Origin of the sequence: Rhodococcus sp. DT1, assembly GCF_049844875.1 — a bacterium.
Taxonomy (GTDB): domain Bacteria; phylum Actinomycetota; class Actinomycetes; order Mycobacteriales; family Mycobacteriaceae; genus Rhodococcus.
Genome location: NZ_JBNCLW010000001.1, coordinates 779,466 through 803,401 on the forward strand (window position 1 = coordinate 779,466; position 23,936 = coordinate 803,401).

Here is a 23,936-nt window from a genome sequence, read left to right on the forward strand (position 1 = left end):
GGCTGCGAGTCCGTCGGGCCGGGAGTCCGAGGGGCCGGGGGGCCGGGGGGCCGGGGGGCCGGGGGGCCGGGGGGCGATTATGCGCAGGTGATCCGGCCCATTTCGAGGATCGAGCAGGCGGCGTCGTCGTCGAGGACCCAGCGCCCGTCGTCGGTGCGGCTGAATTGCAGAGGCATCGGGGCGCCGCCGTGCGGCCCGGCGACCTCGGTGGTCGCGGTGACGGTGTCGTCGTCGACGACGGTGACCTCGCCGACGGTGCCGGTGAGCGGGTAGCCGGCGAGCACGCCCGTGAACTGGTCGAGTTCGGCGCGGTGCTCGTCGCCGTCCTCGACGACGGCGACGCGGTCGTCGGTGGTCGCGGCGGGGTCGAAGAACACGTCCACCGGCTGCTGCAGGACCGCCGCGTCGACCGGGGCCGCCGCGGTGGCAGTCGTCGTGGTGGCGGTGGTGGTCGCGCTCGTCGCTGTGCTGTCGGTGGTGGTGGTGTCCGACGACGAGTCGGAGCAGGCGGGCAGCAGTGCCACGGCGGCCACCGCGGCGGCGGCCAACAGGGTTCGGGTGGTCACGGAGTGGGTCCTTTCGGGACAAGGGACGAAACAGATAGTTAGGTTAGCCTAACAGCGCTGACCGGGTGCCGGGGAGGTGCCGGTCGAGCACACCGACACCTGTTCGGTACCCGACGATTTCGTGTCGTCGTACACATTCGGCCAACGCCCGGTAGCGTGGAATAACCACATGGAGGGAGTCGCTCATGAACTCACAGAATCCGGATGCGGTTGCGGCGGCACGGGAGATCGAAGAGATGCGCGCGGAGGTTGCCACGCTGCGCCGCATGCTCGCCGAACCGTCCGATCGGGTACGCGACCTCGAAGCCCGCCTCGAGTCCCTCACCGTGCGCAACGGCAAGCTGCTCGAGACCCTCAAGGACGCCCGCCAGCAGTTGATCACGCTGCGGGAGGAAGTCGACCGGCTCGGACAGCCGCCCAGCGGCTACGGAGTGATGCTCGAGACCTACGACGACCACACCGTCGACGTGTTCACCTCGGGCCGCAAGATGCGGGTGGCGGTGTCGCCGAATCTCGAACTCGAGGACTTCCGTCCCGGGCAGACCGTACGGCTCAACGAAGCTCTGACCATCGTCGAAGCAGGCGAGTTCGAGCGCGTCGGCGAGATCACCACCTTGCGCGAACTGCTCGACGACGGGCGCCGCGCGCTGGTGGTCGGGCACGCCGACGAGGAACGCGTCGTGTGGCTGGCCGCGCCCCTGGCCGCCGCGGCGGCCCGCACCCTCGACCCGGCGAGCACCTCGAACACCGACGAGACCGACGGACCGGACAACTTCAAGCTGCGGCCGGGCGACTCCCTGCTGGTCGACAGCAAGGCCGGGTACGCCTTCGAACGCGTACCGAAGGCCGAGGTAGAAGACCTGGTGCTCGAGGAGGTCCCGGACGTCGATTACGGCGACATCGGTGGCCTGGGCCGGCAGATCGAGCAGATCCGCGACGCGGTGGAACTGCCGTTCCTGCACAAGGACCTGTTCCACGAGTACGCGCTGCGGCCCCCGAAGGGCGTGCTGCTGTACGGGCCGCCCGGCTGCGGAAAGACGCTGATCGCCAAGGCGGTCGCGAACTCTCTCGCGAAGAAGATCGCCGAGGCCCGCGGCGAGGATTCCAAGGACGCCAAGTCCTTCTTCCTCAACATCAAGGGCCCCGAACTGCTCAACAAGTTCGTCGGTGAAACCGAGCGACACATCCGGATGATCTTCCAGCGGGCGCGGGAAAAGGCGTCCGAGGGCACTCCGGTGATCGTGTTCTTCGACGAGATGGATTCGATCTTCCGTACCCGCGGCTCGGGGGTGTCCTCCGATGTGGAGACCACCGTCGTGCCGCAGTTGCTCAGCGAGATCGACGGCGTCGAAGGACTCGAGAACGTCATCGTCATCGGCGCGTCCAACCGCGAGGACATGATCGACCCGGCGATCCTGCGGCCCGGCCGGCTGGACGTGAAGATCAAGATCGAGCGGCCCGACGCGGAAGCGGCACTCGACATCTTCTCCAAGTACCTCACCGAGACCCTGCCGGTGCACGCCGACGACATCGCCGAATTCGGCGGCGATCGCGCCGCGTGCATCCGGGCGATGATCGAACGGGTCGTCGACCGCATGTACGCCGAGTCGGAGGAGAACCGCTTCCTCGAGGTCACCTACGCCAACGGCGACAAGGAAGTCCTGTACTTCAAGGACTTCAACTCCGGCGCGATGATCCAGAACATCGTCGACCGCGGCAAGAAATACGCGATCAAGTCGGTGCTCGAGACCGGCGCGCCGGGTCTGCGGGTGCAGCATCTGCTCGACTCGATCGTCGACGAGTTCGCGGAGAACGAGGACCTGCCCAACACCACCAACCCGGACGACTGGGCCCGGATCTCGGGCAAGAAGGGCGAACGCATCGTCTACATCCGCACGCTGGTCACCGGCAAGAACGCCAGCGCCAGCCGGGCGATCGACACCGAGTCGAACACCGGTCAGTACCTGTAGGAACACCGAGAGTTCCGATCGGCACCGAGGGCCGGTGCCCGCCACGCGCGGGCACCGGCCCTCGGCCCATCGGATCGGCGTCCCGACGCCGCGCGCACCCGCATCGCCTAGGCTCGACGCTATGCAGCGGATCATCGGTATCGAGGTCGAATACGGGATCTCTTCGCCTCACGACCCCACAGCGAACCCGATTCTCACCTCCACCCAGGCGGTGCTCGCCTATGCCGCCGCCGAAGGGGTGCCACGCGCCAAGCGCACCCGCTGGGACTACGAGGTGGAATCCCCCCTCCGCGACGCCCGCGGCTTCGATCTGGGCCGGTTCAACGGTCCCGCCCCGGTGATCGACGCCGACGAGGTCGGTGCCGCGAACATGATCCTCACCAACGGGGCCCGGCTGTATGTCGACCACGCCCACCCCGAATATTCCGCGCCCGAAGTGGCCGACCCGCTCGACGCGGTGATCTGGGACAAGGCCGGCGAGCGGGTGATGGAAGCCGCCGCCCGGCACGCGTCGAGCGTGCCCGGCGCACCGCGACTGCAGCTGTACAAGAACAACGTCGACGGCAAGGGCGCCTCGTACGGCACCCACGAGAACTACCTGATGGCACGCCAGACCCCGTTTTCGTCGATCGTGGCGGGCCTGACCCCGTTCTTCGCCTCCCGCCAGGTGATCTGCGGGTCGGGCCGGGTCGGGATCGGCCAGAACGGCGACGAGGCCGGGTTCCAGCTGTCGCAGCGCTCCGATTACATCGAGGTCGAAGTGGGTCTGGAGACGACCCTCAAGCGCGGGATCATCAACACCCGCGACGAACCGCACGCCGACGCCGACAAGTACCGGCGTCTGCACGTGATCCTCGGCGACGCCAACCTCGCGGAGATGTCGACATACCTCAAGGTGGGCACCACGGCGCTGGTGCTCGACCTGATCGAAGCGGGCGTGGACCTGAGCGACCTGCAGCTCGCTCGCCCGGTGACCGCCGTGCACCACATCAGCCACGATCCGACACTGCGCAAGACCGTCGCGCTCACGGACGGCCGGGAACTGACCGGGCTGGCACTGCAACGGATCTACCACGAGCGGGCCGCGCGGTTCCACGACGGCACCGACGACAAGCGCATTCTCGACATTCTCGAGAAGTGGGCGATGGTGCTGGACCTGCTCGAACGCGACCCGATGGAGTGCGCGGATCTGCTGGACTGGCCGGCGAAGCTGCGGTTGCTCGAGGGATTCCGGCAGCGCGAGAACCTGGCGTGGTCGGCGCCGCGACTGCACATGGTGGACCTGCAGTACTCCGACGTGCGACTCGACAAGGGGCTCTACAACCGGCTCGTCGCGCGGGGCTCGATGCAGCGGCTCGTCACCGAACAGCAGGTGCTCGACGCGGTGCACACCCCGCCGTCGGACACCCGGGCCTACTTCCGCGGCGAGTGCCTGCGCCGGTTCGGCGCCGACATCGCCGCCGCGAGCTGGGATTCGGTCATCTTCGATCTCGGTGGGGAATCGCTGGTCCGCATCCCCACCCTCGAACCGTTGCGGGGCAGCCGCGCCCACGTCGGGGAACTGCTCGACAATGCGCAGTCGGCCGCCGAACTGGTCGATCAGCTCACGCACTGACCGCGACCCACCGGGACGGTAAGCACGCGAGCCTCGTCGTGTCGTCGCCCCGGAGGGGTGCGGCTCGGTAGGGTGGGGGTCTGAAGTAGCGGTGGCCTCACCGATCGTCGACCGGTGACGGGAATCGCACGGATACAGGAGGAGGTCGGCGGCTATGGCGCAAGAGCAGACCACACGCGGTGGCGGCGGAGACGACGACGAGGGCGTCGGCGACGGCGGTGCCGGTCAGGAACGTCGCGAGAAGCTCGCTTCGGAAACCGACGATCTTCTCGACGAGATCGACGACGTGCTCGAGGAGAACGCCGAGGACTTCGTGCGGGCATACGTACAGAAGGGTGGCCAGTGACAGCGGACCGGTCGTCGTTTTCTTCTCGCGAGGTGCAGCCCCGGCTGCACCTCGCGTCACCTCTGTCCTCGTTTTCCGATCACCTGCGGATCCACGCTCCGGAGCTGCTGCCGGAGAACCGGTTCCGGTTCGAAGCGGCTGACCGGGTGGACATGGCTCCGCACGGCACCACGATCGTCGCGCTCACCTTCGCCGGTGGTGTGCTGATCGCCGGGGACCGGCGGGCCACCATGGGCAGCATGATCGCCTCCCGCGACGTGCAGAAGGTGTTCGTCACCGACTCGTACTCGGCGGCGGGTATCGCCGGTACCGCCGGGCTGGCGGTCGAATTGGTGCGGTTGTTCGCGGTCGAACTCGAGCATTACGAGAAGATCGAGGGCGTACCGCTGACCTTCGACGGCAAGGCCAACCGCCTCTCGTCGATGGTGCGCGGCAACCTCGGTGCGGCCATGCAGGGCCTGGCCGTGGTGCCGCTGCTCGTCGGATTCGATCTGGACGCGACCGACGCGATGCGCGCCGGCCGGATCGTGTCGTACGACGTGGTCGGCGGCCGGTACGAGGAACGTGCCGGGTACCACGCGGTGGGGTCCGGATCGTTGTTCGCCCGGTCTTCGCTCAAGAAGTTGTACCGGGCGGAGGCAGACGAGCCGGCGGCGTTGCGCAACGCGGTGGAGGCGTTGTACGACGCGGCCGACGACGACACCGGTACCGGGGGGCCGGACACCACCCGCGGGATCTATCCGACCGCGGTGGTGATCACCGCGGCAGGCGCCGTGGAGGTGCCCGAGGAAACGTTGTCCGCGCTGGCCCGGGAGATCGTGGCCGAACGTACCGCTGGAGGTGACCTGTGACGCTTCCCTACTATGCGTCCGCCGAGCAGATCATGCGCGATCGCTCGGAGCTCGCGCGCAAGGGCATCGCCCGGGGACGCAGCGTGATCGCGCTGATCTACTCCGAGGGCGTGCTGTTCGTCGCGGAGAACCCGTCGAAGGCGCTGCACAAGATCAGCGAGCTGTACGACCGGCTGGGATTCGCCGCGGTGGGCAAGTACAACGAGTTCGAAAGCCTGCGCCGGTCCGGCATCATGCACGCCGACATGCGCGGCTATTCGTACGACCGGCGGGACGTGACGGGGCGGGCACTCGCGAACGCCTACGCGCAGACCCTCGGGTCGATCTTCACCGATCAGCCCAAGCCGTTCGAGGTGGAGATCTGTGTGGCGGAGGTGGCTCGCGCCGAGGGGGACGAGGTGTCGCAGCTGTACCGGATCACCTACGACGGGTCGATCGTCGACGAGCCGCAGTTCGTGGTGATGGGGGGCAACACCGAACCGATCCTCACGGCGTTGCGGTCGTCGTATCGTCCCGGGATGTCGCTCGAAGACGCCGTGGGTGTGGCGGTGCGGGCCCTGCAGCAACCGGTCGGCAACGACGCGACGCCGCGGGCTCTGGGCCGCGGCGAACTCGAGGTCGCGGTGCTCGAGAGGGCGCGGCCACGCCGGGCGTTCCGCCGGATCTCCGGGGCCGCGCTCGAGGCACTGCTGCCGGCCGGTACCGAATCCGGCACCGACGAATCCGGGGCGGGGGAGTCCGGGGCGGGGGAGTCCGACTCCGGCCCGGACAGCACGTCGAGTCAGAGCGCGGACTGATCGGCCGGCGGCCGGTACACCCGCAACGCGGACGGTAGCGCCCGGAAACCGAAGACGGTGCCGTCGCCGGGCGCTTCTCCGTCGGTGGCCAATGCCACGGCGGGTCCCTCGACGCGCACCGTCAGGGTGGCGGTGTCGTACTGCCGGTACACCGGGGACGCCCCGAGTGTGCCGGTGGCCGCGGCGTAGATCAGCCGCACCCGCGACCAGCGGCGATCCGCGCTCAGATACCGGACATCGAGGGTGCCCGTGTCGAGCGCCGTCCGCGACATCGGCACCTGGTCACGGGGCGTGTACCGGCCGTTTCCTGCGAACAGCAGCCACCAGGCCGCCGGGGCGCCGTCGAGCCGGCCCCGCATCGGTTTCGCGGTCCGCAACACGTCGATCATCGCCAGTGCCGCCGCCGGCCACTTGCCGATGCGCGGTTCCCACCGTTCCCGCAGCCGCACGGTGTCGGGATAACCACCGATGCCGGCGGTGTTGACAAACACGCGGGTGCTGGTGCCGGCCGCGCCCGTGACCGTGACCTCGCCGAGTCCGACCGCGATGGCGTGCCCGCCGGTCACCGCCCGCATCGTGGCGGCGTGATCGTCGGAGCCGAGATCCCGGGCGAAATGATTCAGGGTGCCCCCGGCGAACACCGCCAACGGCAGGTCGTGTGCCCGTGCCGCAGCCGCGACCGCGGCGACGGTGCCGTCGCCGCCGCACACTCCCAGGGCCCGGGGCCGGTGGGTGGCGACGAGTGTGTCGAGTTGACCGGCCGGGTCGGTGTCGGTGTCGAGCGCGATCTGCTCGGCGCGCGGAAGTCCCTGCCGCAACAACTCCGCGGTCTCGTCGCTGCTCCCGGCACCCGGATTGACCACCAGCAGTAAGCCGTCGCCGCCGTCGAGGGCGGGCGCGGCGACCACGGTGCGGACCGCGGCGGGCTCGTCGTCGCGCACCGCCCACCAGCGGCGCGTCGACAACGCCACGGCCGCACCGACCGCGGCGCCGACCACCACGTCGCTGGGCCAGTGCACCCCCGTGTGCACGCGGGAGTAGGCGACCGCCGCCGCGACCGGGGCGAGCACCGCACCCGCGACCGGCGATTCCAGGGCGACCCCGGTCGCGAACGCCGCGGCAGAGGCCGCGTGCCCGGACGGGAACGACGAGGACCGCGGGGTCGGCACGATCCGGCGGGCGAACTTCGGGTCCGTGCGCGCCGGGGGACGCCGCCGCGGCAACAGCGGTTTGAGGACGCCGTTGGCGAGGCCGCTGGCCGCGGCGACCGACAACAGTCCCCGGACGGCGCCGCGGCGGGCCCGGCCACCGGCGGCCGCGCACACCGCGGCGCACCCCACCCACAGCACGCTGTGGTTCGCGGCGCGCCCCAGGTCGCGGAAGAACGGATCCGCGGGGGAGGCGCGCAGCGCTCCGCTGCGGTGGAACAGGGCCCGGTCGGCGGACCGGCGGCGCTCGCGAAGGGTCACACGTTGAACCGTAGATGTCGTTGCGACCCATGGTGGTCGGACCCGCGCGGTACTGTCGAAGTGTGCAGCGACGAATCATGGGTATCGAGACGGAGTTCGGCGTCACGTGTACCTTTCACGGGCACCGCAGGCTCAGTCCGGACGAGGTGGCCCGCTACCTGTTCCGGCGGGTCGTGTCCTGGGGGCGCAGCTCCAACGTGTTCCTGCGCAACGGTGCGCGGCTGTACCTCGATGTCGGGTCGCATCCGGAGTACGCCACCGCCGAGTGCGACAACCTGCTCCAGCTCGTCGAACACGACCATGCCGGGGAGCGGGTGCTCGAAGAGTTGCTCGTCGACGCCGAGCAGCGGCTCGCCGAAGAGGGCATCGGCGGCGACATCTACCTGTTCAAGAACAACACCGACTCCGCGGGCAACTCCTACGGCTGTCACGAAAACTTCCTGGTCGCGAGGGTGGGGGAGTTCTCCCGCATCTCCGACGTGCTGCTGCCCTTCCTGGTGACCCGGCAGCTGATCTGCGGAGCCGGGAAGGTGCTGCAGACCCCGAAGGCAGCCACGTTCTGCCTGTCGCAGCGCGCCGAGCACATCTGGGAAGGGGTGTCGTCGGCGACGACCCGGTCCCGCCCCATCATCAACACCCGCGACGAGCCGCACGCGGACGCCGAGAAGTACCGCCGCCTGCACGTGATCGTGGGCGATTCGAACATGTCCGAAACCACCACGATGCTCAAGGTGGGGTCCGCGGCGCTGGTGCTGGAGATGATCGAAGCGGGGGTGCAGTTCCGCGATTTCGCGCTGGACAACCCGATCCGCGCGATCCGCGAGGTCAGCCACGACCTGACGGGCCGGCGACCGGTCCGGCTGGCCGGTGGCCGGCAGGCCAGCGCCCTCGACATCCAGCGGGAATACCACGCGCGTGCGGTGGAGTACCTCGACACCCGCACACCGGATCGGTACGTCTCGCAGGTCGTCGACCTGTGGGGACGGGTGCTCGACGCCGTCGAAACGCAGGATTTCGCGAAGGTCGACACCGAGGTCGACTGGGTGATCAAGCGCAAACTGTTCCAGCGCTACCAGGACCGGTACAGCATGGAGTTGTCCGATCCCAAGATCGCGCAACTGGACCTGGCGTATCACGACATCAAACGCGGCCGCGGAGTCTTCGACCTGCTGCAACGCAAGGGCCTGGCGGCACGCGCCACCGACGACGAGGCGGTCGAGGCGGCGGTCAACACCCCGCCGCAGACCACCCGGGCCAAACTGCGCGGCGATTTCATCGCCGCGGCGCAGGCCGCCGGCCGCGACTTCACCGTCGACTGGGTGCATCTCAAGCTCAACGATCAGGCGCAGCGCACCGTGTTGTGCAAAGACCCGTTCCGGTCCGTGGACGAGCGGGTCGAGCGGCTCATCGCGTCGATGTGACGGTTCTGCGCGCTCCGGTGAGAGATTCCGGGGCGGCGCCGGGGCGACGGGGCATTAGGGTTGGGCCGTGGCGATCTCGAAAGTCGAACGGCTGGTCAATCTGGTCATCGCGTTGCTGTCCACCCGGCAATTCCTGACGGCGGAGAAGATCCGCACGTCGGTGGCCGGATACTCGGAGTGCGCGAGCGACGAGGCGTTCAGCCGGATGTTCGAGCGCGACAAGAACGAACTGCGCGATCTCGGGGTGCCCCTGGAAACGGGGATGCCGTCCCGGTTCTCCACCGTCGAGGGCTACCGCATCAACCGCGACGCGTACGAATTGCCCGAAATCGACTTGACCCGTGAGGAAACGGCCGCGGTCGCGGTGGCATCCGCGTTGTGGGAGTCGCCCGAACTGACCTCGGCGGCGCAAGGCGCGTTGCTGAAACTGCGGGCCGCCGGGGTGCAGGTCGACGTGGATCCGGGGACGGTCGCCCCGATCCCGGCGCGGGCCCGCGGCTCGGAACCGGCACTGCAGGAACTGCTCGCCGCGATCGATGCGCGGCGCGCGGTGCGGTTCTCGCACCGCAGCTCGCCCACCGAACCGTGGACCACCCGCACCGTCGACCCGTGGGGAGTGGTCACGGTGCACGGCCGGTGGTATCTGGTGGGCCACGACCGCGATCGGGATGCGCCGCGCACGTTCCGGCTCTCCCGCATCGGCGACGACGTCACCGCGATCGGTCCGGCCGGAGCGGTACAGATCCCCGCGGGGATCGACCTGCGGGCCCGGGTCCTCGCCACCACCAGCCAGGGGGAGATCTCCGGCTCCGCGCGGGTGTGGGTGGCAGCCGGGAAGGCCTACGAGTTACGCCGCCTCGGAGACGAGATCGAGCAGCGGCAGATCGGTGGCCACGACGGCAGTGCCCCCCGCGACGGCACGGTCCTCGAGGTGCCGGTGCGGTCCTGGGAATGGATCGGGCGGATCATCGCCGGGCAGGGCGCCGACGCGCTGGTGCTCGAACCGGCGGAATTGCGGGCCGAAGTGCAACGCATCCTGGCACGGGTGGTCGGCGACGGGGCCGCCGCCGAGAGGGACGAGACAGCGGGGGACGACACGGAGGGGGACCACGCGCCATGAGTGCACGACTGTCCGGGCGGTTGGCCCGGCTGCTGAACCTGGTGCCCTACTTTCAGGCGCACCCGGGGATCAGTGCGGCCGAAGCCGCCCGCGACCTGGGAGTCACCCCCAAACAGATCATGGACGACCTCAACCAGCTGTGGGTGTGCGGGCTGCCCGGGTACGGACCCGGCGACCTGATCGACCTGTCGTTCTCCGAAGACAGCATCGTCGTCACGTTCACCGCCGGCATCGACCGGCCGCTGCGGTTGACCTCCACCGAGGCGACCGCGCTGCTCGTCGCGCTGCGGTCGCTGCTGGAGATGCCCGGTGTGGTGGAACCCGCGGCGGCGCAATCGGCGATCGCGAAGATCGAAGCGGCCGCCGGCACCGCCGCGACCGCGCACACCCCGGACGGCGCCGGTGCCGCGGTCACGGAGAATCCCGTGGCGGGACGGGTGCGCGATGCGGTGCGCCGCGGCCGGGCACTGCACCTGACCTACTATTCAGCCTCCCGCGACACCGTGTCCGAACGTGTCGTCGACCCCATCCGCATCGTGCTGATCGACGAGCACACGTATCTGCAGGCCTGGTGCCGCACCGCCGAGGGAGTGCGGCTGTTCCGCTTCGACCGCATCGACGAGGCGACGGTGCTCGACGAGGCGGCGCAGCCGCCGCAGCAGGCGCTGAGCGGCGACGAGCACCTGGAATTGTTCGAGGGCGACCCCGCACTGCCCGCCGCCCGGCTGCGTCTCGAACCGGGCTACACGTGGCTGCTGGACTATTACCCGCTCACCGACGTGGAGGTGTTCCCGGACGGTAGCTGCGAGGCGGTACTGCGATATGCGTCGCGGGACTGGATGGTGCGACTGCTGGTGGGCCTGGGCAGCGGCGTGACGGTCCTCGCGCCCGCCGAGTTGGTGTCCGCGGTGCGGACCCGCGCCGGTGAGGCCCTCGAGGCGTATGCGGCGCTCGACGACGCGGGACGGCCCGCGTGAACGCGCCGGCAGGAAACGTTCGTGTGAACCTTGCGCAAACTCCCTGCGGATTCGGTTCACCCGCGAAAACGGGCCGTACGGGTCCGGTAGCATCGACACCAGCCGATTTGTGGAGGTTGTAAATGGGTGCAATGAGCCCGTGGCACTGGGCCATCGTCGCGTTGGTCGTGGTGATCCTGTTCGGTTCGAAGAAGCTGCCCGACGCCGCACGCGGTCTGGGTCGTTCGCTGCGAATCTTCAAGAGCGAAGTCAAGGAAATGCAGAACGACGACGCGCGTTCCGCCGCGCCGCAGCAGCCGCAGGTCCAGCAGCCCCTGCCGCCGGTGCAGCAGCAGCCGCAGCCGGTGGAGCCCACCGTCGTTCCGCCGCAGCAGCAGAACGCGCCTCACAGCGAACCGCGGTCCTACTGACCGTGCTCTCCCCTCCGGGGCACCCACACGGGTGTCCCGGTTCCGCTGGTCCCGAGGGGCCCGGATTTCGAACCCCGGCGGCCATTATCAGGAGCTGAGAACCGCACCGTGCGCATCCCGTTCGATCCCCGCCGCAGTCGGCGCAAGACCAACCCCGACGGCACGATGTCGCTGGTCGAGCACCTGTACGAACTGCGCACGCGGCTGCTCATCGCGGTCGCCGCGGTGCTCCTCACCAGCATCCTCGGGTTCCTCTGGTACAGCCGCGGCGTGTTCGGCTTCGACAGCCTCGGTGAGATCCTGCGCGGACCGTACTGTGCGCTGCCGCCGTCGTCGCGCGCGGATCTGAGCACCGACGGGGCCTGCCGGTTGCTCGCGACCGGCCCGTTCGAACAGTTCATGTTGCGGTTGAAGGTCGCGATGACCGCGGGCATCGTGATGGCCTGCCCGGTCTGGCTCTATCAGCTGTGGGCGTTCGTCACCCCCGGCCTCTACAGCAAGGAGCGGCGGTACGCGATCGGGTTCGTCGTCTCCGGGGCGGTGCTGTTCGTCGCCGGCGCCGTGCTCGCGTACCTGGTGGTCTCGCACGCCTTGTCGTTCCTGCTCACCGTCGGTAACGACGTGCAGGTCACGGCCCTGTCCGGTTCCGAATACTTCGGTTTCATCATCAATCTGCTGGTGATCTTCGGGGTGTCCTTCGAGATTCCCCTGGTGATCGTCGCCCTCAACGCGGTGGGCGTGCTGCCGTACGAGAAGCTCAAGGCGTGGCGCCGCGGCCTGATCATGGCGATGTTCGTGTTCGCCGCGATCGCCACCCCCGGCCAGGATCCGTTCTCGATGATCGCCTTGGCGATGGCGTTGACGTTGCTGCTCGAAGTGGCCATCCAGATCTCCCGGATCACCGACCGGCGGCGTGCGCGCCGTCGCCGCGCGGAAGGCTGGGGTGAACTCGACGACGACGAGAGTTCCACCATCCCGGCACCGGCACCGGTCGAACCGTCCGGCCCGACCCGGACCGACTTCTCGGACACTCTGTGAGCGAGCACCCGCACGTGGAACCGGCCGTCCCGCAGAGCCCCGGACCCCGGCTCACCGATTTCGCCGCGTCCCTCGACTTCCCCCTCGACCCGTTCCAGCAGGACGCGTGCCGCGCACTCGAGGACAGCCATTCGGTGCTGGTGTGCGCGCCGACCGGCGCGGGGAAGACCGTGGTCGGCGAGTTCGCGGTGTACCTGGCGTTGCAGGCCGGCAGCAAATGCTTCTACACGACTCCGATCAAGGCGCTGAGCAACCAGAAGTACGCCGATCTGTGTGCCCGGCACGGCAGGGACGCAGTGGGATTGCTCACCGGCGACCAGTCCATCAACGCGGATGCTCCGGTGGTGGTGATGACCACCGAGGTGCTGCGCAACATGATCTACGCATCGTCGACCTCGCTGATCGGTTTGACGCATGTGGTGATGGACGAGGTGCACTTCCTCGCCGACCGGTTCCGCGGTGCGGTGTGGGAGGAAGTGATCCTGCACCTGCCCGAGGACGTGCGGCTCGCGAGCCTGTCCGCGACGGTCTCGAACGCCGAGGAATTCGGCGACTGGATGACCACCGTGCGCGGCGACACCACCGTCGTCGTCGACGAGGTGCGGCCCATCCCGCTGCATCAGCACATGATGGTCGGACCCCGGATCTACGACCTGTTCGACACCAGCGCCGAACCCGCCGACCTGCCGAGGCGTGAACGTCGCCGCGGCATCGTCGTCAATCCCGAACTGCTCGCCGCGGTGCGCCGCCGGCTGAGCGCAGACGGCGCGGATCGGTGGCAGGGTCGGGGAGGCCGCGGCTTCGGGTCACGCAACTTCCGTCCGCTGCCGCGCCCCGACGTCATCACCCGGCTGGACCGGGACGGGTTGCTGCCGGCGATCACGTTCGTGTTCAGCCGCGCCGGGTGCGACGCCGCCGTGCTGCAATGCCTGCGGTCCGGGTTGCATCTGACCACCGACGAGGAAGCCGCCGAGATCGGCCGGATCGTCGACGAGCACACCCGCGAATTGCCCGCCGCCGATCTCGAAGTCCTGGGCTACAGCACGTGGCGCACCGCCCTCGAACGCGGTATCGCCGCGCACCACGCGGGCATGCTGCCCGCGTTCCGGCACACCGTCGAAGAGTTGTTCGTCCGGGGCCTGGTGCGCGCGGTGTTCGCCACCGAAACCCTCGCGCTGGGCATCAACATGCCGGCCCGCAGCGTGGTGCTCGAAAAACTCGTCAAGTTCAACGGTGAAACCCATGCCGAACTGACCCCTGGTGAATACACCCAGCTCACCGGCCGTGCCGGGCGCCGCGGCATCGACATCGAGGGGCACGCCGTGGTGTTGTGGCAGCCCGGTGTCGAGCCGACGACGGTCGCCGGTCTCGCCTCCACCCGCACCTTCCCGCTGCGCAGTTCGTTCAAGCCGTCCTACAACATGGCGGTCAATCTCATCGACGCGGTCGGCGTGGACCGGTCCCGGGCACTGCTCGAGATGTCGTTTGCGCAGTTCCAGGCGGACAAATCGGTGGTGGGCCTGACCCGCAGCATCGAACGCAACGAGGCGACGCTGGCGAAGCTGCGCGAAGAACTCGGCGGCGCCGACAGCGAGATCCTCGACTACCTGACCTTGCGCGCGGATCTGACCGCCGCGGAGCGCGAGCACGAACGACGCAGCCGGCAGGACCGCCGGCAGGCGGCGGTAGCCTCGCTCGTCGGGTTGCGCGCGGGCGACATCATCACCGTGCCGGCCGGGAAACGCACCGGGCTCGCCGTCGTCGTCATCCCCGATCAGGACGTCACCGACCCGCGTCCGACGGTGGTCACCACCGACGGGTGGTCCGGACGGTTGTCGGCGGGCGATTTCCCGTCACCGGCGGAAGTGCTCGGACGGCTCCGGCTGCCGCGGCACATCGACCATCGCACCGGCCGCGGTCGCCGCGACATCGCGTCGGCGCTGCGGTCCAAGGGGTTGTCGGCACCGCGCCGCCCGAAGCGCGGCAAATCCAAGGGACACAACCGGGAGATCGACGCGTTGCGGCGCCGGTTGCGCAGCCACCCGGCGCGCGACGAACCCGACCTCGAGTCGCTGGCGCGGCTCGGTGAGCGGTACCACCGGTTGCTGCGAGAAACCGAGCAGCAGCGGCGCCGCGCCGAGGCGACCACCGATTCGCTGGCGCGCACGTTCGAACGGATTGTCGCGCTCCTGACCGAGCGCGGCTACCTCACCGGCGGCGACGACCCGGAGACCACCGATGCCGGCGACCGGCTCGCCCGGGTGTACGCCGAGGCCGATCTGCTGGTCGCGGAATGCCTGCGGCAACGCATCTGGGCGGGGCTGTCCCCGGCCGAGCTGGCGGCGGTGGCGTCGTCGGTGATCTACGAGTCGCGCACCGACGACGTGGTCACCGTGCGTGGCCCGACCGGGCCGATCCGCACTGCGCTCGTGGAGACCATCCGGATGTGCGACACGTTGCGGGCCGACGAGGTGCGGCACCGGTTGCCGCCCACCCGCGAACCCGACCTGGGGTTCGTCACCGCCGCATACACCTGGGCGAACTCCGGTTCGCTCGCCGAGGCGCTGATCGCGGCCGACGTCGCAGGCCGGGAGTTGTCCCCGGGCGATTTCGTGCGGTGGTGCCGGCAGTTGATCGATATTCTCGACCAGGTCCGGACGTGCGCCGACGACCCGGAACTGGTGCGGACCGCGGGCCGGGCGGTCGGGGCGATCCGGCGTGGCGTGGTCGCCATCGATCCGGCCTCGGCGTGAGCGTCGGCGCCGCGACCCTCCGGGGCGCGACCGGTCCGGCTGGTGTGATTTGATACGCGCTGCCGTACCGGTGCCATGTGGTCCGGTGGCGCTACGGTGAGACAACACGTGAAGGGCAGCTGGAGGCGACGATGACCGGGCCGAACGAACCGCAGGACCCGGACGGACAGCAACCGTCCCGACCGTCCGATCCGTGGGCGAACCCGGCTTCCGGCCGGGCGTGGGACGCCGCTCCCGGCGGACAGTCCTGGGCACCGCCGCCCCCGCCCGGTAGCTGGGGACAGCAGCACCCCGCCCAGCCGAATCCCGGCCCGTCACCGTGGCAGCAGGGTGGCGCCCAGCCCGGCTCTTCCGCCGGGCAGTGGGGACAGCCCGGTGGTCCGCCGCAGCAGCCCTGGGGACCGGCGCCCCAGCAACAGTCTCCGCAGCAACCCGGCCCGCAGGGCTGGGGACCGCAGCCGGGACAACCGGGGTGGGGCGCACCGCAGCCCGGACCGGCCGCGACACCCGGCTGGGGCCCACTGCCCGGCGGGGCGCAGCAGTGGGGCCAGCAGCCCCCGCCGCCGCAGCCCGGACAGCAGTGGGGACCGCCGCCCGCCGGCGCGCAGCAGTGGGGCCAGCCCACCCCGCCGCCGAAGAAATCGAAACTGCCGCTGATCATCGGCGGCGTCGTCGCGCTCGTCCTCGTCATCGGCGCGGTGATCGCCGTCGCGACCCTCGGCGCCAAGACCACCCTCGATGCGGCAGCCGCCGAAGCGGGCGTGGCGAAGGTGCTCACCGAGTCGTACGGTGCCACCGAGGTCGGCGACGTGTCCTGCCCGACCGGCCAGGAAGTCGAGGCGGGCAACAGTTTCGCGTGCACCGTCACCGTCGACGGCCAGTACCGCTCGGTGACCTTGACCTTCACCGACGACGCGGGCACCTACGAGGTCAGCCGCCCCAACTGACCGGGCCGCCGCCGGTCACTGACCGGCGAGCGCCGCGACGAGCGAGGTCACCGGCCGTTCCACACCCCAGCGGCGCGCCAGTTCGTCGAGCCGGTCCGGGTGGGCGGGCACCGTCGGCAACACGTCGGGCCGCGACATCTGCACGTGCGCGTCGGTGGCGACCTGCACCACCGGCAACGCGGCGTCGAGGTAGTCGGCGGCTGCCGCGAGTTTCGCGCGCATGCCCTGCGAGAGCCGGGACGTCTCGTCGGTGACCGCCGTGCGGACCGCTGCGAGCGATCCGTACTGCATGAGCAATCCGGAGGCGGTCTTCTCGCCGACGCCCTTGACGCCGGGCAACCCGTCGGACGGGTCGCCGCGCAGCACCGCCAGTTCGGCGTAGGCGACGCCGGCGCGATCGGCGGGAACGCCGTAGCGCTCGGCGACCTCGGCGGGACCGAACAGTTCTGCCTTGGCCAGTCCGCGGCCCACGTACAGCACCCGCACCGGCACCGGTGTGTCGGTGACGACCTGCAGCAGGTCGCGGTCACCACTGACCACGATCACCGGGTCGGTGCGTTCCTGCGCGGCGAGCGTGCCGAGCACGTCGTCAGCCTCGAATCCGGCGGCGCCGCCGGTCGCGATTCCGGCGGCGGCGAGCAGGTCCAGGATCACCGGGACCTGCGGAAGCAGCGCGGGCGGGACCTCTTCGACGGTGCCGTCGGACCCGGCCGCGACCCGGTGCGCCTTGTAGCTCGGCACCGCGGCGACCCGGAACGCCGGGCGCCAATCCAGATCCAGGCACACCACCAGTCGGCTGGGCCGGTGCCGCCGGATCAGCGACGCGACCATGTCCACGAAACCCCGGACCGCGTTGACGGGCGTGCCGTCCGGCGCGGTCATCGACTCGGGCAACGCATGGAAGGCCCGGAACCACAGGCTGGCACCGTCGAGCAGCAGCACCACCGGTTGCGGGGCGGTCGGCGGCGGGGACGTCTCGGATGGGGTCACGGACCACATCCTGCCATCCGTGCGCGACCGATACGCTGGGGATCATGAGCACCGCCGACTCCCGATTTCCCGCCGCCCGCTACGGAACACGCCTGACTCGCGCCGCCGAGTTGGGGGCCGCCGCCGGGCTCGACGCGTTGCTGATCACCCCGGGACCGGACCTGCGGTACCTGGTGGGTTCACGCGCCGAGTCGTTCGAACGCCTGACCTGCCTGGTGATCCCCACCGACGGGTCGGCCGCCACCGTGGTGGTGCCGCGCCTCGAGTTGGCGTCCCTCAACGAGTCGGCCGTCGCCGAACTCGCGGTGCCGGTCCGCGACTGGGTCGACGGACAGGACCCGTATGCGCTGGTCGCCGAGTTGCTGCCGGGTGCGTCCGCGGTCGCGGTCGCCGAGGCGATGCCGGCGCTGCATCTGGTGCCGCTCGCCGCGCGCTTCGGCGGCACCCCGGTACTGGCCACCCCGGTGATCCGGCAGTTGCGGATGCTCAAGGACGCCGACGAGATCGACGCGTTGCGCCGCGCGGGTGCCGCCATCGACCGCGTGCATGCCCGCATGGGGGAGTGGTTGCGGGCCGGTCGCACCGAAGCGCAGGTCGCCGCCGATATCAGCGCCGCGATCCTCGAGGAGGGGCACACCGAGGCGGCCTTCGTGATCGTCGGGTCGGGCCCGCACGGCGCCGACCCGCACCACGAGGTGTCCGATCGGGTCATCGAACCCGGCGACATCGTGGTCATCGACATCGGCGGTCCCGTCGAGCCCGGCTACAACTCCGATTCGACCCGCACCTACAGCATCGGCGAACCCGACCCGGCGATCGCCGCCCGCATCGCGGTGCTGGAAGCGGCGCAGCAGGCCGCGGTCGACGCGGTGCGGCCCGGGGTCACCGCCGAAGCGGTCGACGCCGCCGCGCGCGATCTGCTCGCCGCCGAAGGGCTGGGGGAGGTGTTCGTGCACCGGACCGGGCACGGCATCGGCCTGTCGGTCCACGAAGAGCCGTACATCGTCGGCGGCAACACCGAGACGCTCGAGCCGGGCATGGCCTTCAGCATCGAACCGGGCATCTACTTCCGCGGGCAGTGGGGGGCACGCATCGAAGACATCGTGGTGGTCACCGCAGACGGCTGCGAGCCGGTGAACCTGCGGCCGCACGGCCTGACGGTGCTGCCCGCCTGAGACCGGGCGCGCCGGTCAGTCCAGCACCGAACCCATCACGCGGGCCACGGCGATCTCCACGACGACCCGGGTCGGGTTCTCCCGCGGCTGCCGGTACCGGCGGGCGTAGCGGGCGACCCCTTCGGCGACGGCGTCGGCGTCGTCGCGGACCCGCGCGGGACCTTCCAGGGTGAGCCAGCGGCCCCCGTCGACCTGCGACACCGCGCCGTAGCCGCCGCGGGCGGCGTTGCGGGCCTTCTGCGACCCGGCGTTGGTGATCACCCGCGCCACCTGCGCGTCGGGATCCCAGGTGAACCCGACAGCGACGACGTGCGGGGTGCCGTCGGACCGCAGCGTGGTGAGGGTGCCGAGGTGGTATTCGGACAGGAACTGCAGCGCACGGTCGCCGAGCGCGCCGGGGGTGTGAACCATGCCCGGAAGCCTAGAGGGCCGGGCGCCGCCGCCGCGGAACGAGGGACCCGGCGACACCTGCGCGAGCCGTTCCCGCGACACTGGCGGAATGAACAGCGCACAGGGAACCATCGTCGTGTTCGGGGGCCGCAGCGAGATCGGAGTGGAGGTGGCTCGCCGGCTCGCGCCGGGGCGCACCGTGATCCTCGCCGCGCGCCGCGCCGACGACCTGGCCGGACCCCGGGACTCGGTGCTGGCCGCCGGTGCCGACGCTGTGCACACCGCAGAATTCGACGCCGACGCGCTCGGCACCCACCAGCAGGTGCTCGACGACCTGGTCGCCGCACACGGACCGATCGATCTCGCGGTACTCGCGTTCGGGATTCTCGGCGACCAGGCCCGCGCCGAAACCGATGCCGCACACGCAGCGGCGATCGTGCACACCGATTACGTGGCGCAGGTCGCGTTGCTGACCCGGCTGGCGAACCTGCTGCGCGCGCAGGGATCGGGCCGGATGGTGGTGTTCTCGTCGGTGGCAGGTGTGCGGGTGCGCCGCGCGAACTATGTGTACGGATCGGCGAAGGCAGGCCTGGACGGGTTCGCCTCCGGGCTGGCGGACGCGCTGCACGGCAGCGGAGTGTCGTTGCTCCTGGTGCGTCCCGGATTCGTGATCGGCCGGATGACCGAGGGGATGAGTCCGGCACCGTTCTCGAGCACCCCACCGCAGGTCGCCGACGCGGTGGTGCGCGCCCTGGGCCGTGGTCGCGGTGAGGTGTGGGTGCCCGCCCTGCTGCGTCCGGTGTTCTTCGGGATGCGGCTGCTGCCCCGGGCGATCTGGCGGCGACTGCCGCGTTAGAGGGCGTGGATCCGGAAGACCGGGTACCGGTCGGCGACCGCGGCGAACTCGGCGGGTGCGGCGCGCCGGTCGATCGGGAAGTGTGGCCGCGCACCCGGGGCGAGGTCGAGGTAGCGGCGCAGAATGGGGGCCCGCTCGCTCGGGGCGATCTCCTCGAGTGCCGCGGTCCGGCGTCCGCGGCGGTGCAGCGCGGCACGCCCGTCCGCGGCCGCCGCTCGCGGGTGATTCGCGGCGGGGGATTCACAGCGGTAGCGTCCGGCCGGTGAATATCCGGCCCCGCCGCCCGGAAGACCTCGCACAGTGCGTCGAGGCGCTGTCCGAGGTTCACACAGTCGACGGCTACCCGCATCGGTCGCCCGACGACCCGGTCGGGTGGCTGAGCCCCGCGGACCTCGACAGCGCGTGGATCGCAGAGCGGGCGGGGCGGGTGGTCGGGCACCTCGCTCTGGTCGGGCGCGAGGACGCACTGTGGGTATCCCGGCTGTTCGTGCGACCGGACGCCAGGCGATCGCACGTCGGCGAACGTCTGCTGGACAAGGCGCGCGAGCGGGGCGTCCTGATGCTCGACGTCATCGAGCAGTCCACGTCGGCGATCGCACTGTACGAGCGCACCGGCTGGACACTGCTCGAGCGGCGGCCTGCGGACTGGACGTTGTCCGACGGCACCAGACCGATGGAGCGGCTCTACATTTCGCGGTGATCTCGGGACCGGCGCGTTGCGCTGGGCGGTGTTTGGCCTGGTGGTGTCGGCGGGCGATGTCTCCGGTCGTCGCGGGTCAGCTCCGATCAGGTTGAAAACTGCCCGCTATGCGGGCACTGATCCACCAAAGATGACCTCAATCGCGGACGAAGCGCGGAACCTCGGGTCGAACCGCGATGCTCACGGGCGGAACACCGACCGCAGGCAGTTGTCCTCCTTGTTCTTGAACATCTCGTAGCCGCGCACCGATTCGCTGAGCGGCAGGTCGTGGGTCATGAGCCAACTCGGATCGAGCCGGCCCTCCGTCACGTGCTCGAACAACTGCGGCATGTAGCGCTGGCCGTGCTGCTGCGACGTGCGGAGAGTGAGGCTCTTGTTGGTCAGTGCGGCCATCGGGAACTTGTCGGTCAGCCCGTAGATGCCGAGGACGGAGACCACACCGCCCTTGCGGCACGCCAGGATCGCCTCCCGCAGCGAAGTCGCGCGGTCGGACTCCATGCGCAGTGCCTGCTTCACCTTGTCGTAGACCTGGCCGACGCCGGTACCGTGCCCTTCCATGCCCACCGCGTCGATGCACGCATCCGGCCCGCGACCGCCGGTGCGCTCACGCAACGTTTCGTAGACGCTGTCGGCGACGGTGTAGTCGACCGTTTCGGCGCCGACCTTCTGCTCGGCGAGATCGAGGCGGTCGCGGAACCTGTCGAGCACGATCACGCGTTCGGCGCCCATGATCTTCGCGCTCGCGGCGGCCATGAGCCCGACCGCTCCCGCACCCCACACCGCGACGGTGTCGCCCGGCGAGATGTCGCAGAAGTCGGCGCCCATATAGCCGGTGGGCACCGCGTCGGACAGGAACAGGGCCTGTTCGTCGCTCACACCGTCGGGCACCGGAAAACAGTTCACGTCGCCGAAGGGCACTCGGATGTACTCGGCGTGGGAACCCTGGTAGCCGCCGAACGGATGGGTGTAGCCGTAAATCCCGCCGGTGGGGTAGCCGAGGACAGGTTGCTGCATCGCGGCGTTCGGGTTGGTGGTGTCGCACACCGCGTGCATCCCGTCCTCGCAGTACGGGCAACTGCCGCACCCGATGAACGACGGCACGACGACGCGGTCACCGACCCGCACCGACGTCACCTCGGGGCCGGTCTCGACGATCTCGCCCATGAACTCGTGGCCGATGACGTCGCCTTCCCGCATGCCGGGCAGGTACCCACCGAGGAAATGCAGGTCGGAACCGCAGGTGGTGGTCAGGCGCACCCGCACGATCACATCGTGCGGGTTGACCAACCCCGGGTCGTCGACTGTTTCGACGGACAGGTCGTTGACACCCATCCAGCACAGGGCCTTCATCATCGGTCTCCTTCCGTGCCGCGTGCGCTCGGACTTCCGTGGAGTGTGGGCATCTCCCCGGTCTGCATCAGTGCCCGGGCCCGGTACAGCGCGGTGAAGGTCAGCGCTCCCGTCACCAGGTCGGGTGCCGGGGTGTCGGCACGCAGGGTCATCTCGGTGCCGCGCCCACGAGGGGCATCGGCCACGGCCAGCACCAGACGCGGACCCGGCGCGTCGGCGTCGTCCTCACCGATGAAGGCGAGTCCTTCCTCGGTGACGTCGACGCGGGTGTCCCAGGTCACGGGATCTCCGCCGGTGTCCCAGTGCCACCGCAGGCGGTTCGCCTCCTCCGCTGTCTCCACCCGGACGCGGTCGCCGAACAGCCGGGTCAGATTGTCGGGATCCCGCCAGAACTGCATGACCTGCGCGCGGGGCGCAGCCACGGTGACGGTCTGCGGTCGTCCGGCGTCGACGGGCCGGTCGGCGGCGCGGCGGACCAGGCCGCTCACCGCCTGACCGGCGTTGCCGACGGCCCTGCTGATGTCGATCACGGTCGCCTCCTCACTCGAGGTGTCATGCAGGATTGCTGCGTGACGCTTCTCTGCCGGGACGTCTACCCGCGGACAGCGACGGTAAACGGCCCGGATGCGACGACCGGGCCGACACCTCAGCCCTTGCGAATATTGTTGCGATCGAGCGTGTTTCAGGCCCGGCGGGATTCGAGCAGCCGCAACCACACTTCGCTGACCGTCGGGTAGGACGGCACCGCATGCCAGAGCGTGTCGAGGGTGACGTGCCCGACGAGGGCGACGGTGGCGGCATGGACGAGTTCGCTCACGTCGGTGCCGACGAAGGTGGCCCCGACGAGGGTGTCGGTGGCACGGTCCACGACCAGCGCGGCGTGGCCGGTGAAGTCGTCGCGCGACAACGCGGCGCCGGCCACGTCGATGTCCGCTTCGAGCACCTCCACGTCGAAGCCGTCGGCGCGGGCCTGCTCGGCGGTGCGCCCCACCGCAGCGATCTCCGGGTCGGTGAAGATCACCTGGGGAACCTGGTGATGGTCGGCGCTCGCCCGGTAGCGGGGCCCACCGAGGGGGCGACCCTCGGCCCGGGCGGCGATCACGTCGCCGCACACCCGCGACTGATATTTGCCCATGTGGGTCAGTGCGGCACGACCGGCGACATCGCCCACGGCGTAGAGCCAGTCGCCGTCCACGCCCTCGACGGTGAGATGGTCGTCGACGGTGACGGCCGCGTCGGCGGACAGACCGACCGTGTCGAGCCCGAGCGCCGCCGTCGTGGCGCGACGGCCCGTCGCCACCACGATCTCGTCGACGTCGAGAGTGCTGCCGTCGTCGAGGTCGACGGTGACCGTGCCACCATGGATCCGGCCGATGCCGGTTTCCCGCACGTCGGGCCGGGTGACCTGCTTCACCGCCGCGTGATGACGCACCGTGACGCCGTGGGCCCGCAGCGCCTCTGAGACCATGTCGGCCGCGAACGGCTCGACGCGGGGCAGCAGGCGCGATCCGCGCACCACCATCGTCAACTCCTCGACGCCGAGTTGCCGCAACCAGGTGGCGGCTTCGCACGCGACGACGCCACCGCCGACCACAAGCACACGGCGGGGGATCTCCAGCAGATTGGTGGCGTCGCGCGAGGTCCACGGCAACGCCGCACGCAGGCCGGTCGTGTCGGGAATCGCGGCGACGGTGCCGGTAGCCAGCACCACCGCATGCCGGGCACGGAGGGTGCGGGGCTGATCGGGGTGGGCGTCGGTGACGGTGACGGTGCGTTCCCCCGCGAGGCAGCCGCGCCCGCGCACCACATCGATGCCCGCGGAGCGGGCCCACTCCACCTGCCCGCTGTCGTCCCGGTGACTGGTGAAGCCGTCGCGGCGGGCAAGGACGGCGGGCACATCGACGCCTTGTGCGCTGACCTTGTCGCCCACACCTGCCACGTGCCGCGCCGTCGCGAGCACCTGGGCGGGGCGCAGCAGCGCCTTGGAGGGCATACACGCCCAGTACGAGCATTCCCCACCGACGAGTTCGTGTTCGACAAGGGCGACGGTGCGGTCGCTTCCGGCGACGGCATACTGCGCGGCGTTCTCGCCGGCGGGCCCACCTCCGAGCACGATCACGTCGTAGGTGTCGTCATCGGGGTCGCGGGGCCCGGAAGGACTGTCGGCGCGGGTCACCCGTTTCACGGTAGGCGGC

General features: G+C 70.2%; 22 protein-coding genes. 15 read left to right on the forward strand and 7 right to left on the reverse strand.

Going from position 1 to position 23,936, the window contains the following annotated elements; genetic code table 11:
- Positions 1-77 precede the first annotated feature (77 nt).
- The gene (locus ACLQ3J_RS03645; protein WP_169622272.1) at positions 78-566 is read right to left on the reverse strand and encodes a nuclear transport factor 2 family protein; all 489 of its coding nucleotides are present in this window, start codon (positions 564-566) and stop codon (positions 78-80) included.
- A gap of 185 nt (positions 567-751) precedes the next feature.
- Here ACLQ3J_RS03645 and arc point away from each other — a divergent pair, with 185 nt between their 5' ends.
- From arc to prcA, 5 genes are all read left to right on the forward strand, one after another.
- On the forward strand, positions 752-2,536 hold the full coding sequence (gene arc / locus ACLQ3J_RS03650) for a proteasome ATPase (RefSeq protein ID WP_425902188.1): 1,785 nt from the start codon (positions 752-754) through the stop codon (positions 2,534-2,536).
- A gap of 121 nt (positions 2,537-2,657) precedes the next feature.
- Positions 2,658-4,151 (forward strand): depupylase/deamidase Dop, encoded by a 1,494-nt coding sequence (gene dop / locus ACLQ3J_RS03655; RefSeq protein WP_169622274.1) that lies wholly within the window; start codon positions 2,658-2,660, stop codon positions 4,149-4,151.
- 154 nt (positions 4,152-4,305) lie between these two features.
- Entirely contained in the window at positions 4,306-4,497 is a 192-nt protein-coding gene (locus ACLQ3J_RS03660) for a ubiquitin-like protein Pup (RefSeq protein ID WP_296549362.1), read from the forward strand.
- The gene (gene prcB / locus ACLQ3J_RS03665) at positions 4,494-5,348 is read left to right on the forward strand and encodes a proteasome subunit beta (RefSeq protein ID WP_169622276.1); all 855 of its coding nucleotides are present in this window, start codon (positions 4,494-4,496) and stop codon (positions 5,346-5,348) included. The genes ACLQ3J_RS03660 and prcB overlap by 4 nt, the downstream gene beginning before the upstream one ends.
- Complete coding sequence (gene prcA, locus ACLQ3J_RS03670; RefSeq protein ID WP_425902190.1) at positions 5,345-6,145, forward strand: proteasome subunit alpha; 801 nt, start codon at positions 5,345-5,347, stop codon at positions 6,143-6,145. Before prcB ends, prcA begins: the two co-directional genes overlap by 4 nt.
- Here prcA and ACLQ3J_RS03675 read toward each other — a convergent pair.
- Entirely contained in the window at positions 6,130-7,614 is a 1,485-nt protein-coding gene (locus tag ACLQ3J_RS03675; protein ID WP_425902191.1) for a phosphatase PAP2 family protein, read from the reverse strand. The two genes, prcA and ACLQ3J_RS03675, sit on opposite strands and share 16 nt — an antisense overlap.
- A 62-nt stretch (positions 7,615-7,676) precedes the next feature.
- Between ACLQ3J_RS03675 and pafA the strand changes: the two genes are divergently transcribed.
- The 7 genes from pafA to ACLQ3J_RS03710 all read left to right on the forward strand — a co-directional run bounded on the left by pafA (position 7,677) and on the right by ACLQ3J_RS03710 (position 16,280).
- On the forward strand, positions 7,677-9,035 hold the full coding sequence (gene pafA / locus ACLQ3J_RS03680) for a Pup--protein ligase (RefSeq protein WP_296549363.1): 1,359 nt from the start codon (positions 7,677-7,679) through the stop codon (positions 9,033-9,035).
- A gap of 67 nt (positions 9,036-9,102) precedes the next feature.
- Positions 9,103-10,155: a helix-turn-helix transcriptional regulator gene (locus ACLQ3J_RS03685; RefSeq protein WP_169622279.1), complete on the forward strand. Its 1,053-nt coding sequence runs from the start codon at positions 9,103-9,105 to the stop codon at positions 10,153-10,155.
- Complete coding sequence (locus ACLQ3J_RS03690) at positions 10,152-11,132, forward strand: helix-turn-helix transcriptional regulator (RefSeq protein ID WP_169622280.1); 981 nt, start codon at positions 10,152-10,154, stop codon at positions 11,130-11,132. Before ACLQ3J_RS03685 ends, ACLQ3J_RS03690 begins: the two co-directional genes overlap by 4 nt.
- 122 nt (positions 11,133-11,254) lie before the next feature.
- Positions 11,255-11,542 carry a Sec-independent protein translocase subunit TatA gene (gene tatA, locus ACLQ3J_RS03695; RefSeq protein ID WP_169652063.1) on the forward strand — a complete coding sequence of 96 codons (288 nt, stop codon included), beginning with the start codon at positions 11,255-11,257 and terminating at the stop codon, positions 11,540-11,542.
- A 108-nt stretch (positions 11,543-11,650) separates the two neighbouring features.
- Positions 11,651-12,580: a twin-arginine translocase subunit TatC gene (tatC, locus tag ACLQ3J_RS03700; RefSeq protein ID WP_425902193.1), complete on the forward strand. Its 930-nt coding sequence runs from the start codon at positions 11,651-11,653 to the stop codon at positions 12,578-12,580.
- The gene (locus ACLQ3J_RS03705) at positions 12,577-15,333 is read left to right on the forward strand and encodes a DEAD/DEAH box helicase (protein ID WP_425902194.1); all 2,757 of its coding nucleotides are present in this window, start codon (positions 12,577-12,579) and stop codon (positions 15,331-15,333) included. Before tatC ends, ACLQ3J_RS03705 begins: the two co-directional genes overlap by 4 nt.
- Positions 15,334-15,464: 131 nt before the next feature.
- Positions 15,465-16,280 carry a DUF4333 domain-containing protein gene (locus tag ACLQ3J_RS03710; protein ID WP_425902195.1) on the forward strand — a complete coding sequence of 272 codons (816 nt, stop codon included), beginning with the start codon at positions 15,465-15,467 and terminating at the stop codon, positions 16,278-16,280.
- A 15-nt stretch (positions 16,281-16,295) separates the two neighbouring features.
- Here ACLQ3J_RS03710 and ACLQ3J_RS03715 read toward each other — a convergent pair whose 3' ends face one another.
- A complete protein-coding gene (locus ACLQ3J_RS03715) occupies positions 16,296-17,279 on the reverse strand; it encodes a 5'-3' exonuclease (RefSeq protein ID WP_169622285.1) in 984 nt (327 codons plus the stop codon).
- A 35-nt stretch (positions 17,280-17,314) separates the two neighbouring features.
- On the opposite strand from ACLQ3J_RS03715, the gene ACLQ3J_RS03720 reads away from it, so the two are divergent.
- Positions 17,315-18,445 carry a M24 family metallopeptidase gene (locus ACLQ3J_RS03720; protein WP_425902196.1) on the forward strand — a complete coding sequence of 377 codons (1,131 nt, stop codon included), beginning with the start codon at positions 17,315-17,317 and terminating at the stop codon, positions 18,443-18,445.
- 15 nt (positions 18,446-18,460) lie between these two features.
- Here ACLQ3J_RS03720 and ACLQ3J_RS03725 read toward each other — a convergent pair whose 3' ends face one another.
- Positions 18,461-18,856, reverse strand: coding sequence for a PPOX class F420-dependent oxidoreductase (locus ACLQ3J_RS03725; RefSeq protein WP_169652060.1), 396 nt, complete (start codon positions 18,854-18,856; stop codon positions 18,461-18,463).
- A gap of 88 nt (positions 18,857-18,944) precedes the next feature.
- On the opposite strand from ACLQ3J_RS03725, the gene ACLQ3J_RS03730 reads away from it, so the two are divergent.
- Together ACLQ3J_RS03730 and ACLQ3J_RS03735 are read left to right on the forward strand one after the other, a co-directional pair.
- On the forward strand, positions 18,945-19,691 hold the full coding sequence (locus tag ACLQ3J_RS03730) for an SDR family NAD(P)-dependent oxidoreductase (protein WP_425902198.1): 747 nt from the start codon (positions 18,945-18,947) through the stop codon (positions 19,689-19,691).
- A gap of 262 nt (positions 19,692-19,953) precedes the next feature.
- Complete coding sequence (locus ACLQ3J_RS03735; protein ID WP_425902199.1) at positions 19,954-20,391, forward strand: GNAT family N-acetyltransferase; 438 nt, start codon at positions 19,954-19,956, stop codon at positions 20,389-20,391.
- Between the two features lie 180 nt (positions 20,392-20,571).
- Here ACLQ3J_RS03735 and ACLQ3J_RS03740 read toward each other — a convergent pair whose 3' ends face one another.
- From ACLQ3J_RS03740 to ACLQ3J_RS03750, 3 genes are all read right to left on the reverse strand, one after another.
- Positions 20,572-21,741, reverse strand: coding sequence for a zinc-dependent alcohol dehydrogenase (locus ACLQ3J_RS03740; protein WP_169622376.1), 1,170 nt, complete (start codon positions 21,739-21,741; stop codon positions 20,572-20,574).
- The gene (locus tag ACLQ3J_RS03745; RefSeq protein ID WP_425902201.1) at positions 21,741-22,271 is read right to left on the reverse strand and encodes an SRPBCC family protein; all 531 of its coding nucleotides are present in this window, start codon (positions 22,269-22,271) and stop codon (positions 21,741-21,743) included. Before ACLQ3J_RS03745 ends, ACLQ3J_RS03740 begins: the two co-directional genes overlap by 1 nt.
- A gap of 152 nt (positions 22,272-22,423) precedes the next feature.
- Complete coding sequence (locus ACLQ3J_RS03750) at positions 22,424-23,917, reverse strand: dihydrolipoyl dehydrogenase family protein (RefSeq protein ID WP_425902203.1); 1,494 nt, start codon at positions 23,915-23,917, stop codon at positions 22,424-22,426.
- Positions 23,918-23,936 lie beyond the last annotated feature (19 nt).